At 63.7% G+C, this 16,960-nt stretch carries 14 protein-coding genes and 1 pseudogene; 2 read left to right on the top strand and 13 right to left on the bottom strand.

Annotated elements, in window-relative coordinates; translation table 11 throughout:
- Window positions 1–8 precede the first annotated feature (8 nt).
- The 7 genes from AUC69_RS18450 to AUC69_RS07940 all read right to left on the bottom strand — a co-directional run bounded on the left by AUC69_RS18450 (window position 9) and on the right by AUC69_RS07940 (window position 9,982).
- Window positions 9–293, bottom strand: coding sequence for a PilZ domain-containing protein (locus AUC69_RS18450; protein WP_244500177.1), 285 nt, complete (start codon window positions 291–293; stop codon window positions 9–11).
- On the bottom strand, window positions 248–1,981 hold the full coding sequence (locus AUC69_RS07965) for a glycosyltransferase family 2 protein (protein ID WP_244500161.1): 1,734 nt from the start codon (window positions 1,979–1,981) through the stop codon (window positions 248–250). Before AUC69_RS07965 ends, AUC69_RS18450 begins: the two co-directional genes overlap by 46 nt.
- The gene (locus tag AUC69_RS07960) at window positions 1,978–3,741 is read right to left on the bottom strand and encodes an HlyD family secretion protein (RefSeq protein WP_069441688.1); all 1,764 of its coding nucleotides are present in this window, start codon (window positions 3,739–3,741) and stop codon (window positions 1,978–1,980) included. The genes AUC69_RS07965 and AUC69_RS07960 overlap by 4 nt, the downstream gene beginning before the upstream one ends.
- Window positions 3,742–3,984: 243 nt before the next feature.
- Window positions 3,985–5,043, bottom strand: a complete 1,059-nt coding sequence (locus AUC69_RS07955) for a glycoside hydrolase family 5 protein (protein WP_158008048.1) — start codon at window positions 5,041–5,043, stop codon at window positions 3,985–3,987.
- Window positions 5,044–5,116: 73 nt separating this feature from the next.
- Complete coding sequence (locus AUC69_RS07950; RefSeq protein ID WP_069441687.1) at window positions 5,117–8,293, bottom strand: efflux RND transporter permease subunit; 3,177 nt, start codon at window positions 8,291–8,293, stop codon at window positions 5,117–5,119.
- Window positions 8,290–9,432 carry an efflux RND transporter periplasmic adaptor subunit gene (locus AUC69_RS07945; protein WP_141700666.1) on the bottom strand — a complete coding sequence of 381 codons (1,143 nt, stop codon included), beginning with the start codon at window positions 9,430–9,432 and terminating at the stop codon, window positions 8,290–8,292. The genes AUC69_RS07950 and AUC69_RS07945 overlap by 4 nt, the downstream gene beginning before the upstream one ends.
- Before the next feature lie 43 nt (window positions 9,433–9,475).
- Window positions 9,476–9,982 (bottom strand): GbsR/MarR family transcriptional regulator, encoded by a 507-nt coding sequence (locus AUC69_RS07940; RefSeq protein WP_069441685.1) that lies wholly within the window; start codon window positions 9,980–9,982, stop codon window positions 9,476–9,478.
- A gap of 150 nt (window positions 9,983–10,132) precedes the next feature.
- Between AUC69_RS07940 and AUC69_RS17925 the strand changes: the two genes are divergently transcribed.
- Complete coding sequence (locus AUC69_RS17925) at window positions 10,133–10,705, top strand: AMP-binding protein (protein WP_204377294.1); 573 nt, start codon at window positions 10,133–10,135, stop codon at window positions 10,703–10,705.
- A complete protein-coding gene (locus AUC69_RS07935; RefSeq protein ID WP_204377293.1) occupies window positions 10,600–11,655 on the top strand; it encodes a class I adenylate-forming enzyme family protein in 1,056 nt (351 codons plus the stop codon). Before AUC69_RS17925 ends, AUC69_RS07935 begins: the two co-directional genes overlap by 106 nt.
- Before the next feature lie 133 nt (window positions 11,656–11,788).
- On the opposite strand, the gene AUC69_RS07930 is transcribed toward AUC69_RS07935, so the two are convergent.
- From AUC69_RS07930 to AUC69_RS07910, 6 genes and pseudogenes are all read right to left on the bottom strand, one after another.
- The gene (locus AUC69_RS07930) at window positions 11,789–12,685 is read right to left on the bottom strand and encodes a bifunctional 5,10-methylenetetrahydrofolate dehydrogenase/5,10-methenyltetrahydrofolate cyclohydrolase (protein WP_280136630.1); all 897 of its coding nucleotides are present in this window, start codon (window positions 12,683–12,685) and stop codon (window positions 11,789–11,791) included.
- 436 nt (window positions 12,686–13,121) lie between these two features.
- Window positions 13,122–13,565, bottom strand: a complete 444-nt coding sequence (locus AUC69_RS07925) for a hypothetical protein (protein ID WP_069441684.1) — start codon at window positions 13,563–13,565, stop codon at window positions 13,122–13,124.
- A 14-nt stretch (window positions 13,566–13,579) separates the two neighbouring features.
- Window positions 13,580–14,859: pseudogene (locus AUC69_RS07920) on the bottom strand (FMN-binding glutamate synthase family protein).
- Between the two features lie 122 nt (window positions 14,860–14,981).
- A complete protein-coding gene (locus tag AUC69_RS07915) occupies window positions 14,982–15,515 on the bottom strand; it encodes a GltB/FmdC/FwdC-like GXGXG domain-containing protein (protein WP_244500176.1) in 534 nt (177 codons plus the stop codon).
- A gap of 14 nt (window positions 15,516–15,529) precedes the next feature.
- Window positions 15,530–15,853: a hypothetical protein gene (locus AUC69_RS17920; protein ID WP_204377292.1), complete on the bottom strand. Its 324-nt coding sequence runs from the start codon at window positions 15,851–15,853 to the stop codon at window positions 15,530–15,532.
- The gene (locus tag AUC69_RS07910) at window positions 15,841–16,710 is read right to left on the bottom strand and encodes a class II glutamine amidotransferase domain-containing protein (protein WP_204377291.1); all 870 of its coding nucleotides are present in this window, start codon (window positions 16,708–16,710) and stop codon (window positions 15,841–15,843) included. Before AUC69_RS07910 ends, AUC69_RS17920 begins: the two co-directional genes overlap by 13 nt.
- Between the last annotated feature and the right edge of the window lie 250 nt (window positions 16,711–16,960).

Below are 16,960 nucleotides of genomic sequence, written 5' to 3'. Positions count from 1 at the left end.
CTTGCGCTTTAGCGAAACACCCGGTTGATCATCGCACCCATCACCTCGGCGGGCTTGATCTCGACGGACTTGTTGCCGTGCTTGCCGCCGTACACGAGGCGGATAAGCCGTTCCCGCGCATTTTCCGACTGGATGAATTGAACGGCGAAGCCGCCTTTATAGGCACGCACCAAGCGCGCATCGATCTCTAGCCCATCGAACTCCACATGCACCAAGGCTTCGTGGGTTTTGGGGGGTAGATCCCCCATCAGGCGCATGCCCCCCACGGAGATGTCCGCCACCGGGTAGCTGATCTTATGGCCGCCAATGGTGAGCGTGGCCTGGCCTTCGCTGCGGAAGCGACGCCGCCGCGAATTTCCGGTGCTTCGATACAGACGAAGCACGCCAGAACCAGAAGGATGATGTTGAACCAGCTCCAGAAGAGCGCGATGCCGGTCGCATCGGCGACAGGCCGGCTATCGTCGAGCACGAATGCCCAGATCACCCCGCCGACAGTCATCACTAGGCAGAAGAGAAAGATCCGCAGCATCGGCCATTGCAGGAAGCGTTTGGTACGATCACCGCCTTTGGCCGTCACCTCGAACTTATGCCCCTGCGGCCGGAAGAGCCCGACAAGCACCGACTTCGCGATGTCCGTGGCGATCAGAAGCTGGCTGAGGTCGGCCAGGATGGGCAGCACGCGGCGATGGGTGAGCCAGCTCATGACATAGGTGCCTGCCACCAAGACCGGCAACAGATAGGAGATCGCGTCGGGGACGTAGGCGTAGACCGCTTGGATGTTGAACCAGAGATAGGCGGCCGGCACGAGGATCGCGAGGATGCGGAATGCGTGCGTCGCCGACCAATAAAGAAACGTCTCGATCAGCATGACGCGGGTGCTCAGCGGGGCGTGCGACGTCAGGCTGAAGGGCCCGTTGGGACCGCGGCAGATCTGCATGAAGCCCAAGGCCCAGCGGCTGCGCTGGGAGATATATTCCCTGAGGCCTTCGGGCGCGAGGCCGAGCGACAAGGGCTCGTTGAGATAGATGGTGCGGTAGCCGATCTCGTTGAGCCTGAGCGTGATCAGATAGTCCTCGGTGACCGAGTCGGTCGGGAACTTCTTGATCTGCATGAGCGGCGCGAAGCGCAGCACGGCGGAGGTGCCGCAGCAGATGGCCCCTCCCCAGGCATCTTTAGAGGCCATAACCACATCGAAGAAGTAGCGCTGCTCGTCTGGCCAAACACGGGAGAGCGAAAGATTCTTCTGGATGGGATCGGCATTGAAGAAGTGCTGCGGCGTCTGCACTACGCCCACGTCCGGCTCGCGCATGAGCGCCAGCGCGCGGGTCAGCCACTGCCTCTTGGGCACGAAGTCGGCGTCGAGGATAGCAACGAAATCGGGGCGTTGCGGCAGTGTCGAGATGTGGCGCAAGGCATTGTTGATATTGCCCGCCTTGGCATTCTTGTTGTCGCCGCGCGTGAGGTAGCCACAACCCTGCCGTTCGCAGAGATCCTTGAGCCATTGCCTGCGTCCGTCGTCGCAGACCCATAGACGATAGTTTGGATAGTCGATTCCGAGCGCACCGATGATCGTGCGCTCCAGGATCAACTCTTCCTCGTTGTAGGTGCAGATGAGAACGTCGACGAGGGGCGGCTCGGGAAGGGACTTGAGCCAGGCGATATTCCGGTCGGCTTCGGCGGTCCGGTTACGAGTGCGGGTCAGAAAGAAGAGAGACAGGGTCACCCCGACCATGGACAGGAATTCGACCGACGTGAAGATGACGCCAAGGGCGAAGTCCAGCGTCAATCCTGCCGGGGGCAGCGTGTAGAAGATGCGCCAGAGCATGTAGCGCCAGGCAAGGAAAATGCACACCGCGATGACGCCGGTGCGGGCAAAGGTGCTGTCGCGATTGAGCCAGGGCAGAACGGCGTAGGCCAGCAGGAGCAGAACGATGCTCGGCAGGAACGCATCCCAATAGCTGATGCCCGTTGAAGGGATCATGGGGTGGCTTGCGCGGGGGCCGCCGATGAGTCGAAGGTCACGCGGCCCGTACGCCCGACATTGCACTCCTTCAGTGCCGCCAGCCCCGGTACGGCGACCGTGACATGGTACGGCTCCCGGCGCAGCGCCGCCTGCTCGATGGCGAAGTTGGAGCCGGCGGGCGTGAGGCCTGTCAGGGCGACGACGGACCCGGGATATTCCCGGCTCTCGCCGCGTATTTGGAACGTCGCCGGCTGCCCGATCCACAGCTCGTTATAGTCGGACTCGCTGACCGTCGCGGTGACGACGGCACCGCCGCAATCCAAGATGCGCAGGAGATCCTGGCCTTCATGCACCTTCTCACCGTCAGCGGTCAGCACCTCCCAAACGCGGCCACTGACCGTGGCCGTGACGTCGGTCTCGGCCCGCTTGGCGAACGCGCCGGTCTCGGTGGCGAGCTCGCTCTCGAGATAGGCTATGCGCGACGTGCGCTCCTCAACTTGACTGGCGAGTTCGGCGATCTGCTGGCTCACCTCATCCAGCCGCTGGGCTGACCGCGGCCGGTCGTTGTAGCTGTCGCCGATAAAGAGCCCCTTGCGGGCGCCGTCGAGTTCGACCTGATTGGCCTGTTGCCGCTTGCGCACGGCTTCGACATCCTGCGCGGCAACCTTGAAGTCCCGCTCCGAGTGCAGGAGCGCGCTGACGGTTTGGAAGCCCTCTGCTCTGAGCTGCTTGTCCCGCTCAAAGGACTTTCGTGCATCCTCATACCGCGCTTTGGCGGCGTTGAGCTCCGTCACGAGTTCTCCGGCCCGCGCTTCGAGCTGGCGAATCCGGCCCGTCTGGAACGCCTTGCTCTGTGCCGCGAGGTCCGCCTCTGTCTTCTTCAACTCTTCGGCGCGCTGCTCGAAGCCTGTCGCTTCCGTGCGCAGGCCGTCGATCGTCCGGCGCAATTCGTCGAGCCCCTGACGGTCGGCCCGGCTATTGGTCACACGCAATAGGGTTTCGCCCGGCTCCACCTGGGTGCCCACGGCGATGGTCGGCGCAACAATAGAAATCGTCCCGTCGATGGGGGCGCGCAGGTTTATCAACCGCGCATTAATCGTGGCCTCGGCGCTGGTCACCGAGAGGAGCCGCGACAGCGGCACCCAGGCGAGCGCCACGGCGACAAACAGGGCCAGAAGCGATTTGATGATCTTCGCCGGCGGAATGGATGCGAGCGACCACCCCGACCGTGCGGGCTTCGCCTTGGCTGGAGGCGCCTCGCTTGGAGGGGACGGAGCCGGCATTTCGGGAATCGCGCGCGCGCGCAGCTCTTCATTGAGCCGCACCAAGCGCTCCAAAGCCTCGGCTTCCCCGGCTCGCTCCTGGGAACGGGCGGTGCTCGATGGCTTGAGGGGCTCGTTGCTCTGGCGGGCTTGCGCCCAGAGATCGTGCGCCGTGGCCGTCGGTCCCGGCGCGGACATGGATGGGTTAGATTGCGCGGTCGCGCGCCTCAGCGCCCAAAGGTCGGCGGCCTCCGGCGGATCACCGTCATCGGGTTCCGACAGCGCCTCGTTCCACCTGTCGATGTCTTCCTGCAGCGCTTCGTCGATCTCGGGAAGATCATCCTCGGGCAGGGCCGGCGCTGGGCCATCCTCCGGCGCGCGCTCAGGGTCATGCTCCGCCGACGCCTCTTGCGGCAGCGGTTCGGACTGGTCTTTGGCGAGCCGGCGCGCGGCGGCGTCCTTCGCTTCCTCCTGGGCGTCGCCAGTCGCGGCGTCGCTCGACGGAGCGGACGGCACCTGCGGTTCTGGTTCAAAGTCCAAAGGAGACATGGTCTACCCTGTTCACCGAACCTGTCGCAGGTGAAATTCTCCCCGCTTGAATTCGGCAAGTTTTGCGTTTCGAAGTATCGCCAGGGATAGCAGAATGGGCGTTAACGCTAGGCGAAAGGCCGGTGCGCGAACCACTGTGTTGCTTAAAGAATGACTAAAATTTGATTCAAGCTCGCGGCATTGCCGCGAGACTGCCGCATCCTTGGGCAGTCAATCCACATAGCGCTTGAGCATCTCCATATAGTCCGTATCGGCAGCCGACAAATCCGGCGGCTCGAGACGAAAGATGTAAGACGGCTCCCACCACAGGCCGCCGCCCCAGGCCGTCCACCCGTCAAACACGCCCGAGCTTTCCGCGGCATCAAGCAGCGCCGGCAACTCGATGGCGCATTGCGCCTGTCCGGGAAGAGCAGGGTCGCCGCCGGCAAACTCGCCGAGAAATCCGCGCCGTCCCGGCGCCGCCTTGGCCCACGCGATAAACTCGTCAAGCCGCGATCCCGCACCGGCGACACAGTCGCCATGGGTGCCCGAGCTGTCGGTGTCGAGATATTGGTGCACGTCGAAGGCGAAGTTGTTCGCGGGATCGACAAAGGCCGCCATTTGCGCCGCGTTGCCGCTGGTGATCCAGGAATGAGCACCCGTATAGTCCGTGCCCGGCACCAGCAGACGATTGCGGATACCGGCGGCACGAATGGCATCGGTGACCGACTGGGCCGTCGCTTTCCAGTCGGCCGGCGCGATCCCCTCCGGCTCGTTCATGAGACCGAGCCAGACGCGGTCATTGTCCTTGAACGGTTTCGCCAAGCGCACCCATAGATCGGCGAGCGCCGACGCCGGGAGTGCGTCGCTGCCTACCTTAACGGCGGTGCCATCGACGGTGCGGCCGCCATATTCGTGCAGATCGAGCACGGCCGTCATGCCTCGGTCCGTGATCCACTCCACCACCTGCTTTATGCGGTCGAAGTCGCCGGTCCCGTCGCCGAGACTGTCGAGTTCCCCGTAGAGGCCATGCTGCACCCGTTCCCACCGAATGGGCACGCGCAATGCGGTAAAGCCACGGTCGGCGTAGTAGTCGACCTCGGCCTTGCTCGGATAGATGTAGTCAGTCCCGTAGGTTCCAGGGACCTTGCCGAAGTCTCCACCGGAGACATTCGCCCCGCGCAACATCGTGGGAGCCTGCGCGGGCGTGGCCGTAGCGGCGTCGCCAAAGAACACCGCCGCCGCCAGCGATGTGACAACCGATAGGCGGCGATGCGAAGTGTTGAACACGGGGCCCAAGCCTCGATTGGCGGATGACGTGCTGGCTGCCATGACAGTCTAGCGCGAAATCCCGACGGGCGGGTTACTCGGCCGCTTGCGGCCGGGCCGCGTGGTTGGCGCGTTGCGCCCACCGGGCTTTGCGCCGTTCAATCCATGCGGCGGCGTTGTCGCCCAGCATGAGAAGGCACGGGGTCAGCACCAATGTCAGTAGCGTGGCGAATGTCAGGCCGCCGGCGATGGCGCTGGAAAGCTGCGTCCACCACTGCGTGGACGGCGCGCCGATGGACACGTCCTGACCGATGATGTCGATGCTGAGCGCGAACACCATCGGCATGAGGCCGAGAACGGTGGTGATGGACGTGAGCAGCACGGGACGCATGCGCTGCGCTGCCGTGCGCAGGATAGCTTCCTTGGGCGCGAGTCCTTGCGCCTTCATGTCATTATAGGTGTCGATCAGGATGATGTTGTTGTTCACGACGATACCAGCCAGCGCGATGACGCCGATGCCGCCCATGACGATGCCGAAGGGCTGACCGGTGATCAGCAGGCCCAGCATGACGCCGGCGGTGGAGAAAATGATCGCGCTCAGCACCAGCCCGGTCTGATAAAAGCTGTTGAACTGAGTGAGCAGGATCGCGGTCATGGCAAAGATGGCGATGACGAACGCGTTGAGAAGGAAGTTGCCCGCCTCGCGCTGGTCTTCGTCCTGGCCTTTGAAGCGCACGGTCACCGCCGGATCGATATTGGCCTCGGCCACCGCTGCTTTCAGCTTGCGCACTTGATCGTCGACCAGCAGGCCTTCGGCGACGTCGGCCTGGATGGTGATGACGCGCCGGCTATCGGTCCGGTTCAAGTTGCCGGTCTTCTGCGCCGGCTCGAAACTGACGAAGTTGCCGATCGGGACTTGGCCCCTGCTGGTCGGCACGCGCAGCCGGTTGAGCTGCTCGAGATTGCGTTCGGCGAGCGGGAAGCGCAGACGGATGTCCACTTCCTCGTCGGCATCGTCGGGGCGGTATTCGGCGACCTTGATGCCGTTGGTGAGCATGGTGACGGCATCGCCAAGCACGGCGACATCGGCTCCGTTGCGGGCCGCCTTCTCCCGGTCGACCTTGAGCCGCCACTCGATACCCGGCAGCGGACGGCTGTCCTGCGCGTCGATGAAGCCGCCGATCTGCTGCATCATCAGCCGCAGATTCTCCACCGTGCCCGGCATTTTCTCGGGATCGCGAGAGGTCACCTGAAGCTCCACCGGCTTGCCGGCCGACGGTCCGCCTTCCTGCTTGCGGACTTCCAGGATCACGCCGGGAATATCGGCGGTGAGCTTGCGGACCTCTTTCAAGATCTCCGATGCCGGCGGCCGCGTGCGCCAATTGGTGAACTCAAATTGGATGATGCCGACGACGTCCTCGGCCGATCCCGTCTGCGACGGCTTACCGCCCGCCCCGAGGGTCCGGGCATAGACGGTCTCGAAATAGGGAAGCGCCAAGAGCCGGGCCTCGACCTTGCGCACGACGGCGTCCATTTCCCGGATCGATAGATCGCCACGGGCCCGGACCTGCACTTGCGCCAAGTCCGGCTCGACGTCCGGGAAGAACTCGACGCCGCGGCCGAACATGCCGAACGCCACATAGGTGCCGATGAGCAGGGCCACGGCGATGCCGAGAACCTTTGCCGGATGGGCAAGCAGGCGCTTCAACGTGCCGAGATAGAATCCGGCGGGCCCCTTGATCGTCTCGAGATCGCCGTCTTCGGCGGCCTTGATGGCGGCCAGCAACTTGCCGTCGTCTTCGTTGGGGCGGCCGATGACGCCGCCAAGCACCGGGATGAAGATCAGCGCCATGGCCAGCGACGCCGTCAGGGTCACCAGAACGGTGATCGGCAGAAACTTCATGAACTCGCCGACGATCCCCGGCCAGAACAGCAGGGGCAAGAACACGACCAGGGTGGTGGCCGTCGAGGCGATGATCGGCCAGGCCATGCGCTTGGCCGCCTCGGCATAGGCGACCTTGCGGTCCTTGCCCTCGGCCATCTTCCTGTCCGCCAGCTCCACGGTGACGATGGCGCCATCCACCAGCATGCCGACCACGAGGATGAGGCTGAACAACACGACGATATTGAGCGTGAGTCCCATCCAGTTGATGACGAGAATGCCGGCGAGGAACGAACCCGGGATAGCGAGACCGACGAGAATGGCCGGCCGCACGCCCATGGCGGCGACGATGACGATCATCACCAAGACGATTGCTGCAATCACATTGTTCTGGAGATCCCCGAGCATGTCGCGGATCTGCTCGGACTTGTCCTGCATGAAGCTGACATTGACGCCGGTGGGCCACGCGGCCTGCTCAGCCGTCACGACCTCGCGCACATCCGCAATGGTCTCGATGATGTTCGAGCCGACCCGCTTCTTGACTTCCAGCGCCAGCGCGGGCTTCCCGGCGACACGGGCAAAGCCTTGCGGGTCTTTATAGGTCCGGCGCACGGAGGCGACGTCACGGAACTTGACCACGGTGTTGCCGACGACCTTGACGGGAAGGTCGAGCACATCGCCGACCTCCTCCGATACGCCCGGAACCTTCAGGACCATGCGGCCGGCGGCGTTTTCCAGTGCGCCCGCTGCCACCAGCCGGTTATTGCGCTGGACCGTACTGAGAACGTCCGCGAAGGAGACGTTGTAAGTTTCGAGCACCATGGGATCGACGACGATCTCCAGAAGCTCCTCCCTGTCGCCGCCGATGTCGACCTCGAGCACGCCTGGGAGGCCTTCGATCTTGTCCTGGAGATCGCGGGCGATGTTGACCAGCGTGCGCTCCGGCACATTGCCGGACAGGCCGACGGTGAGAACGGGGAACAGGGCCACGTTCACCTCGTGAACGCGGGGTTCGTCGGTGTCCGGCGGCAGCTCGGCCTTGGCGATATCCACCTTCTCGCGCACATCCTGGAGCGCCTGGTCGGCGTCGAAGCCCGCGTCGAATTCGAGCGTGACCGAGCCGTAGCCCTCGGAGCTGACGGCGCGCATCTCCTTGATGCCTTCGATGGACTGGAGCTCTTTTTCCATCGGACGGATGAGGAGCCGCTCGGAGTCTTCCGGCGAGATGCCCTCATAGGTCATCGACACGTAGATGGTGGGAATCGGAATATCGGGCTCCGACTCCTTGGGAATCGAAACATAGGCGACCGCCCCCATGACAATGATCATGAAGAAGGCCAACGCCACCGTGCGGGTGCGCGTGAAGGCTGCGTCGATGAGGGCGTTCATCGCGCGGCCGTCGGCTCTTCGATACTGCTCGTGGGAAGTAGAGCGGCAGCCTCCTGCGACCCGTCGGAGGCGTTGCCCTGCTCCTCGGCAACCTGCACCTCCTCGCCGATCTGCACGAAGCCGTGGCCAAGGGTGATGATGCGCGCATGAGCGGGCAGGCCTGTGATCCACGCGCCGTTGACGTCCGATAGGACAATGTCGGCGGTATGGAAGGCGACCTTGTTGTCCTCATTGACCGTCTTGACGCCGAGCTTGCCCTCTTCGTTGAGCGACAGGGCGGCGGGCGAAACGAAATGCGCCATCACCGATCCCGTAGGGATCTTGGCCTCGGCGCTGATGCCTGAGGGAATCTCGCCATCGGGATTGGGAAGCTCGACCTCGACGCGGAACGTACGGGTGTCCTCGTCGGCCCGGGCGGCGACATAGCGGATCTTACCATCACGCTTCTGCCCGGTGGCGAAGGTCACGGACGCGGCCTGGCCGACCTTCAGATCGGCGATGTTCTGCTGGGTGATCCTGAGGCTGACGACGAGCGGATCGTTGTCGACGATCGTCGCCACCTCGCCGTTCACATCAACATAGGCGCCGAGCTCGATCGGACTCGACAGCACGACACCCTCGAAGGGCGCCTTGATCTCGATACGCTCGAGCTCGATGCGTGCCTCTTCCAGCTCGGCCTTCGCGGTCTGCAGCGAGGAGAAGGTCTGATCCGCCTGGCGCTGCGTCTGGTACCCCTTCTTGCCGAGCGTTTCGGACGCCTCGTAGGCGCTCTCCTGCTCGCGCACATGCGCCTCGGCACGCGCCAGCCGAGCCTGACGGTCGTTCGATTCAAGTCTCGCGATGACGTCCCCGGCGGCCACGGTCGCGCCCTCGTCCGCCAGAATCTCGGCGACCTGGCCGGTCGTCTCGGCACGGATGGTCACCGTCCGGTTCGGCTCCGCCTGGCCTTGGGCGACAATATATTGCTCGACCGATCTGGCTTCTTGGGTGCGGACCGAGACCGTCATCGGCGCGACGGCGTCGGCTACCGCCGGCGCGTCGGGGGTTTCCTTGCCCGAGGACTTGACGAAATAGCCGCCGAGCACCCATGCGGCGAGGCCGAGGGTGAAAACCGCTGCTATGAGATATGACTTGTTCAAGTCCAACGCTCCAACTTCAGGCGTTACGCGCGCCAAGCTTGGCTTATGCCGGTTGCTCCGTAAGCTCCCGCTTCTGGGAACCCGGGCTCTTCCCTTTCGCGTCCCAGACTTCGATCACCGTCTCGAAATTGTTGATGAGCGTTTCGTAGAAGGCATCGAGCTCCGCCAACCGCTCTTGCGCACCGGCCATGTCCTTCGGGAGCGCCGCTCGAGTGGCGCCGACAACGTCACGGGCGCGGTGCATCCGTTCAAAAATCCCCCGCAACAACCGTGCATAAGGCTGGGGGCTCAGCCTGAAATAATCCTGCCGGTCGCCGGGCATCGACGTGCGCTCGATGATGCCGAGATCCTCCAGCAGCCGCGTATTGGTGCTGATGCTGGCCCGGCTCACGCTCAAACGTTCAGCCAATTCCGTGAATCCGAACGGTCCCCCATGCACCACCATCAGGCCCAGAATACGGCCAGCAATGCGCGGCTTGCCGTCGGCCTGGAGGATGAGGCCCATCCGCTCCACGAACTCAGCGATGACTTTTTCGGTTTCGTCTGCCATGGGCGACCATATGGTCCATTTTGTTCGTTCAGTCAAGATTGAACGCTTTAAACAAACCCGTGCCACACCAGGTCCGGTCGTTATATCGCCAGGGTTTATGGCATTTTCGGGGGCTTGCAACGCAAGATACGAAAGCGTAGCAGGCGCGTCATGCCCGCGATCTTCGATCATGGCCCACCGCCCCCGTGCCCGGTGCCCTTCAATCTGGCGGCCCATGTGCTGGGGCGCGCCCAAGAGCTCGGAGACAAGACCGCGCTCGCCGTGCTCTCCCCATCAGGGGCTGAGGCATGGAGCTACGGCCGGCTCGAGGCGGCCGTGCGCGGCACCGCAAACGGCTTTTTGTCCAAGGGCTTACGGCCAGGCGACCGGCTCCTCATGCGGCTCGGCAACAGTGTGGAATTTCCGATCTGCTATCTCGCCGCGCTCGCGGCCGACATCATTCCGGTTCCGACGTCCTCGCTTCTAACCGCGCCCGAGGTGAGCTCGATCGCCGAGGACATCGCCCCGCGGCTGATTGTGGCCCACGAGGGGGTTGCGCTTCCGGCAAATCCGCCCTGCCCCATCCTTCCGGCCACGGCCATGCGGGCCATGTACGACCTGCGCCCGCGGCCTACGTCATGGGCGATCAGGATCGGCCCGGCTACATTATATATACGTCGGGCACCTCGGGGCAGCCGCGGGCGGTTATCCATGCCCATCGGGCGATCTGGGCCCGGCGGATGATGTGGGACGGCTGGTACGGGCTCATCGAGTCCGACCGCCTGCTACACGCCGGCGCCTTCAACTGGACCTATACGCTGGGCACCGGCCTCCTCGACCCCTGGACGTGCGGCGCGACGGCGCTGATCCCAGGCCATGGCGTGACGCCCGACCAGCTTGGCCGCTTGATGGCCGAGCACGGCGCAACGATCTTTGCCGCCGCGCCGGGGCTCTACCGGCAGCTTCTGAGAACGCCGGTCCCTCCAGTCCACGGCCTCCGTCACGGACTGTCGGCCGGCGAGAAGCTGCCCGACGCCACCCGCACCGCCTGGGAGCACGCCACCGGCACACCAGTCCACGAGGCCTTCGGTATGTCGGAATGCTCGACCTTCATATCGGGCGCACCCATGCGCACGGCGCCGCACGGTACGCTCGGCTATCCGCAAGACGGCCGGCGCGTGGCCGTGCTGGGCGAGGACGGTCCGGTGGGCTTCGGGGAACCGGGCATTCTCTCCGTCTCGAATCGCGATCCGGGGCTGATGCTGGGCTATTGGGGCGCGCCGGAAGAAACCCGTGCGCGCTTCCGGGGCGAATGGTTCCTGACCGGCGACCTCGTCAGCATGGCGGCGGAGGGCGCGCTCACCTATCTCGGGCGCGCCGACGACATGATGAATGCGGGCGGTGTCCGGGTCTCGCCCATCGAAGTCGAGAGCGCGCTGAATGCCCATCCGGCAATCGTCGAAAGCGCCGCCGCCGAGGTCACCGTCAAGGCCGACACGACCGTCATCGCCGCGTTCTACGTCGCCAAGGGCCCGATCGGCGCTGACGAGCTGGAACGCTTCGTCGCCGAGCGCCTTGCCCGCTACAAATGCCCCCGCATCTACACGCGCGTCGACACGTTGCCCAAGGGACCGAACGGCAAGCTCTTGCGTCGGGCCTTGCGTGATGATTTCGACGAAGGACCAAGGGACTGAACGCGCTGGCGCTGTCCGGCCTTATTGGTGGGATGCCGCGCCACGCCGGGAGACGCCGGACCCATCGCTCCCAGCGAAAGCCGATGTGGCAATCATCGAATCCGGGTTTACCGGGCTCTCCGCCGCCTTGACGCTACTCGACAAAGGCCGCGAGGCCGTCGTTCTCGATTGTGGCGTTCTGGGCCGCCAAGGTCCGCTCGGCCGAGCTGATGGTGTTCACGAGCAGCATGGTCACCGTCATCGGCCCGACCCCGCCCGGCACTGGCGTCAGATAGGACGCGTGGGCCCGCACGCCTTCGAAATCGCAATCTCCGACCAATTGGGCCGTTGGCCAGGCGATTGATGCCGACGTCGACCACGGCGCCCTCCTTGACCATGGAGGCTGTAAAATTGGGGCACCCGGCGCAACCACGAGGATGTCCGCCATCCTCGTGAACTCGGCGAGATTGCGCGTCTTCGCGTGACACACCGATACGGTCGCCTCGTGCTGCATGAGCATCAGCGCCATGGGCTTGCCGACGATGTTGCTGGCGCCCACGACGACCGCATTACGGCCGGCGATCTCGATCCCTTCGTGCTCCAACAGCCGCATGACGCCATAGGGCGTGCATGGCGGAAAGACCGTGTTGCCGATGACGAGCCCCCCGACATTATAGAGATGAAAGCCGTCGACATCCTTCTCGGCGTTGACCGCCCCCAAGACGAGCTCCAGATCGAAACTCTTGGGCAACGGCAATTGCACGAGAATGCCGTCGACCTCCGGATCCTCCCCATAGGCTTTGATCGTGTCGAGGATGTCGGACTGGGAGACCGTCGCCGGGTACAGCAACCGCTCGGACCGGATGCCGACGTCCTGGCAGGCCTTGATCTTATTGCGGACATAGACCGCCGAAGCCGGGTCGCTGCCGACCATGATGACGGCCAGTCCAGGGACTCGGCCGGTCAAACGTTTCATGCGCTCGACCCGCTGCTGACAATCTTTTCGTACAGCCGCGGCAATTGACTTTCCGCAAATGATCTTCGCCGGCATACGGTCATTCTCCCGTTCAAGCGTCGTGTCGTGGGTTGGATACTGATGCTCGGCCGCACCGCCTAGATTTGGCGATGTCGGCTCGGCGCGTCGGACTTCGGAGCAATCCTCTCGAGTACGTAATCACAACGGGGTATTTGCCTGGATACTCGGGCCGATTAGTTTTTCGTCGTTGCGAGGTTTGCGCCGAGCGACGTTTCCTGCAAATTGCCTGGCCCCGGTTTCTTACCGGGGCCTTTTTCTTTGTGACGGCATCTCCTTGCCGCCGCCGATCATCCCATCCCAGCATCAAAAAAACCGGCCACACCGAGACGGAGTGGCCGGCAGGTTTGCAAGAACGATCCAGGGAGAGGAGCTTTGCGGAGCTCCGCAAATTGTTCTTGCACTACACTCTGACGCCCGCGCGTTCGGACGGTTTGCCGGACACGCGGTCCCGTTAGAACTTTCGGTATGCCTTATTGAGTTGGTGGAGCGGGTGGTTTGGCGATGTCTGGAATCGGATGAGCATTTCGCGGGCGAGCATGTCGCGGGCTTGCTGGGTGTTTGGCAGCTTCATCGATTTGGGGATGCGCACCCATCCGTTGATGTTGCGGTCGAAGATGGCGGGCTCGCCGGCCTCGTAGCCGAGATGGACGTCCTCGAGCCAGTTGAGGTCGTCCCAGCCCATGAACTCCATATAGTCCTTGAGGAAGGGCGTGAGCTGGCCGTAGTCGGGCAGCAGGTTGACGTCGTAGCGGTAGCCGATGTGCTGCCCGATCACCTTCTCGCGGTCGGTGTCGAGACCGGCGGCGTCCTTCAAATATTTGTCGACGTCGTCGGACTTGCCGCCCTTGACGGCGCTTTTGGCGGCGCTCTTGCCGTTCTTCAGATCCTTGGCCATCTGTCTTGCTCCACTCAACCCAGCTTGTGGTAATTCGCGACGCCGACCGTGTGGTCGGTGCCGGCCAGCGGCACTTGCGCCATGGCCGAGGCTTCCATGGTCAGCGCGGCCAAATCCTCCGGCTCGAGACTATGGATGTCGGTCTTGCCGCAGGCGCGGGCCAGCATCTGCGCCTCGAGCGTCAGCGTATGCAGGAAGTTGTAGACGCGCTCGGCCGCCTCGTCGGGATCGAGCCGCTTCCTGAGCTCGGGGTCCTGCGTCGCCACGCCGACCGGGCAGCGCCCGGTATGGCAGTGATAGCAACGCCCCGCCGGCACGCCGATCTCCGCCTCGAAGTCGGACTCCGGGATCTCCTTGTTGCAGTTGAGCGCCATCATCACCGAATGGCCGATGGCGATGGCGTCGGCGCCGAGCGCCAAGGCCTTGGCCACGTCGCCGCCGTTCCTGATGCCGCCGGCATAGACCAGGCTGATCTTGCCGCGCAGGCCGAGCTCGTCGATGGCGCGCCGCGCCTGGCGGATCGCCGCGATGCCCGGAACGCCGGTATCCTCGGTGGCAATGTGCGGACCGGCGCCGGTCGAGCCTTCCATGCCGTCGATATAGATGGAGTCGGGCCCGCATTTGGCGGCCATGCGCACGTCGTCATAGACGCGCGCGGCACCCAATTTGAGCTGGATCGGAATCTCCCAATTGGTCGCCTCGCGGATCTCCTCGATCTTGAGCGCCAGATCGTCGGGGCCGAGCCAGTCGGGATGACGCGCCGGCGAGCGCTGATCGATGCCGGCCGGCAGCGAGCGCATCTCGGCAACCTGATCGGTCACCTTCTGGCCCATCAAATGACCGCCCAAGCCCACCTTGCAGCCCTGGCCGATGAAGAACTCGCACGCATCGGCAGCCGCAAATGATGCGGGTTGAAGCCGTAGCGCGACTGGATGCACTGATAGAGCCATTTCGAGGAATAACGCCGCTCGTCGGGGATCATGCCGCCCTCGCCCGAGCAGGTGGCCGAGCCCGCCATGGTGGCGCCGCGGGCCAGCGCGATCTTCGCCTCGAAGGACAGCGCGCCGAAGCTCATGCCGGTCACGTAAACCGGAATGTCGAGCTTGAGCGGACGCTTCGCCTGCGGCCCGATCACCGTCTTGGTATCGCATTTCTCGCGATAGCCCTCGATCACGAAGCGGGTCAGCGTGCCGGGCAGGAAGGTGAGGTCGTCCCAATGGGGGATCTTCTTGAACAGCGAGAAGCCGCGCATGCGGTAGCGGCCAAGCTCCGACTTCACGTGAATGTCGTTCATCACGGTCGGCGTGAAGATCTGACTCTGGCCGAGGATAAAGCGGCTCGATTCCGCCGGCTCCGTCGCGCCGTTTCCGTTTCGCTTCTTGGTCTTTGCCATTTACCCAGCCCCTTCGTCGGCGCCTAAAGCACCATCTTCTTTTCGGTCGGCTCCAGATTGTCGTAGTTCCACAACTGCTTGCCGCTGCCGATCTTACGGAATGACTCGATGCCGCCCTTCGGCATCACGTCGTACATGCGCAACTTGCGCTCTAGCCATTGACGGTCGATGTCGGTCATCTCGTTCCACACCGCGTCGACGCCAAGGCTCTGCGGCTCGCCGGCGATGTAGATGACCCCGTCATACATGGAGTCACCCAGATTCTTGCCGGCGTTGCCGCAGATCACCATGCGCCCGCGCTGCATCATGAAGCCGGTGAAGGCCCCCGTGTTGCCGCCGACGATGATGTTGCCGCCCTTCATGTCGATGCCCGTGCGCGAGCCGACATCGCCCTTGCAGACAAGGTCGCCGCCCCTGATCGCCGCGCCGAACTGCGAGCCGGCATTCTTCTCGATCAGAACCGTCCCGCTCATCATGTTCTCGGCGCAGGACCAGCCGACACGGCCGGCGATGCGCACATTCGGCCCGTCGATCAGGCCGAGGCCAAAATAGCCCAGCGAACCGTCGATGATCAGATTGAGCCGGTTGAGAATGCAACCGCAAGCGAGTGCTTGGCGCCGGGATTCTTCAGCACGATGGTGCCGTAACCCTCGGTCATCAACTCGCGAATGCGCAAATTGACCGCCTTGGCGTCCATGTTGGACGCGTCGATCTCGGCCCGCTTGTTGAAGTCAACCTCGAAGGCGTTGGGCAGCGAGAAGCCGTGATGCTCCTCGCCGAGATCGATGTCGAAGAAGTTCTCGATCGAGCGCCCGGTGAGCTTCTCGGTGTGCATGCCCATCTCATGGGACAGGCGCTCCTGCTCCGAAGGGGCCGATCGCGTCAGCGCTGCCATACCCGCACCTCCTCATCGTAAGGGTCAGACGTGTCGATCTCACGGGGAACAATGGCGCGGATGGCCACCTCCTCGGAGGCAAGAGCGACGAGATCGTCGCTCTCGTAAAGAACCATGGGCTTCGCCGCCATGGTGTCCTTGGCGAGACCAAGCTCGCTGTCGGTGGCGACCAGATAGGTGAACACGCCGTCGATCTCCTTGATCGACGCCTTCAGCGAGTCGAGCAAGCTCGCCCCCTGCTCCAGATTGTTGGCGGTGTAGACCGCCAGAAGCTCGGAGTCGCAATTCGACATGAAGCGGTGACCGAGACGCTCCATCTCCCGGCGCATAATCCAGTAATTGGTGATCTGGCCGTTATGCACCACGGAGATGTCGTTATACGGATAGGCCCAGTAAGGATGCGCCGAGCGGATATCCACGTCCGACTCCGTCGCCATGCGCGTGTGACCAATGGCATGCGTGCCGCGGAATGTGCCCAGACCATATTGCCCCGACACCTGGGTGGCGTCGCCGAGATCCTTGATCAGCTCGAGCGCGCTGCCGAAGGACAACACCTCGGCGCCCTCGATCTGCTCGATATCCGTGGCCAGCTGCTTGGTGTCGCCGGCATAGCGCAAGCGATAGCGGAACGCATAGGGCCGCGGCTCCGCCACGTCGAGGGTCTCCGCGCCAAGCTCGGACAGACGGCTGTCGACTAGGCCCTGACGCTCCCTGATCTTGTCGTGGATCTTGTAATCGGTCTCAAGATCCTCGGCCTCGGCCAGCTTCAGGCGCATGATATATTCGTCAGGCGTGGTCACGCCGTAGACCGCAAACCCCGTGGAGTCGGGCCCGCGATGCTTCAAGCTCTGAAGCATCGACGTCATCTCCTGGCCGCGCCCGTGGCGCCGCCGCGATGGATCACTCCGGCAATCCCGCACATGCTCGTTCTTCCTTCCTTCGCAACTTTGAGCGCTTTCTCTCCGCGCACCCGCTTCGCTGCTTGAGCGCTTTCTCTTCGCGCTACCGCTTCGCTACTTGAGCGCTTCCTCTTCGCGCTACCGGCCTCTGGCCTACTTGAGCGCTTTCTCTTCGCGCACCCGCTTCGCTACTTGAGCGCTTTCTCTT

The organism is Methyloceanibacter superfactus (assembly GCF_001723305.1).
Classification (GTDB): Bacteria; Pseudomonadota; Alphaproteobacteria; order Rhizobiales; family Methyloligellaceae; genus Methyloceanibacter; species Methyloceanibacter superfactus.
The sequence above is the reverse complement of the archived record's forward strand: the minus strand, read 5'-3'. Positions and strand labels throughout refer to the sequence as shown.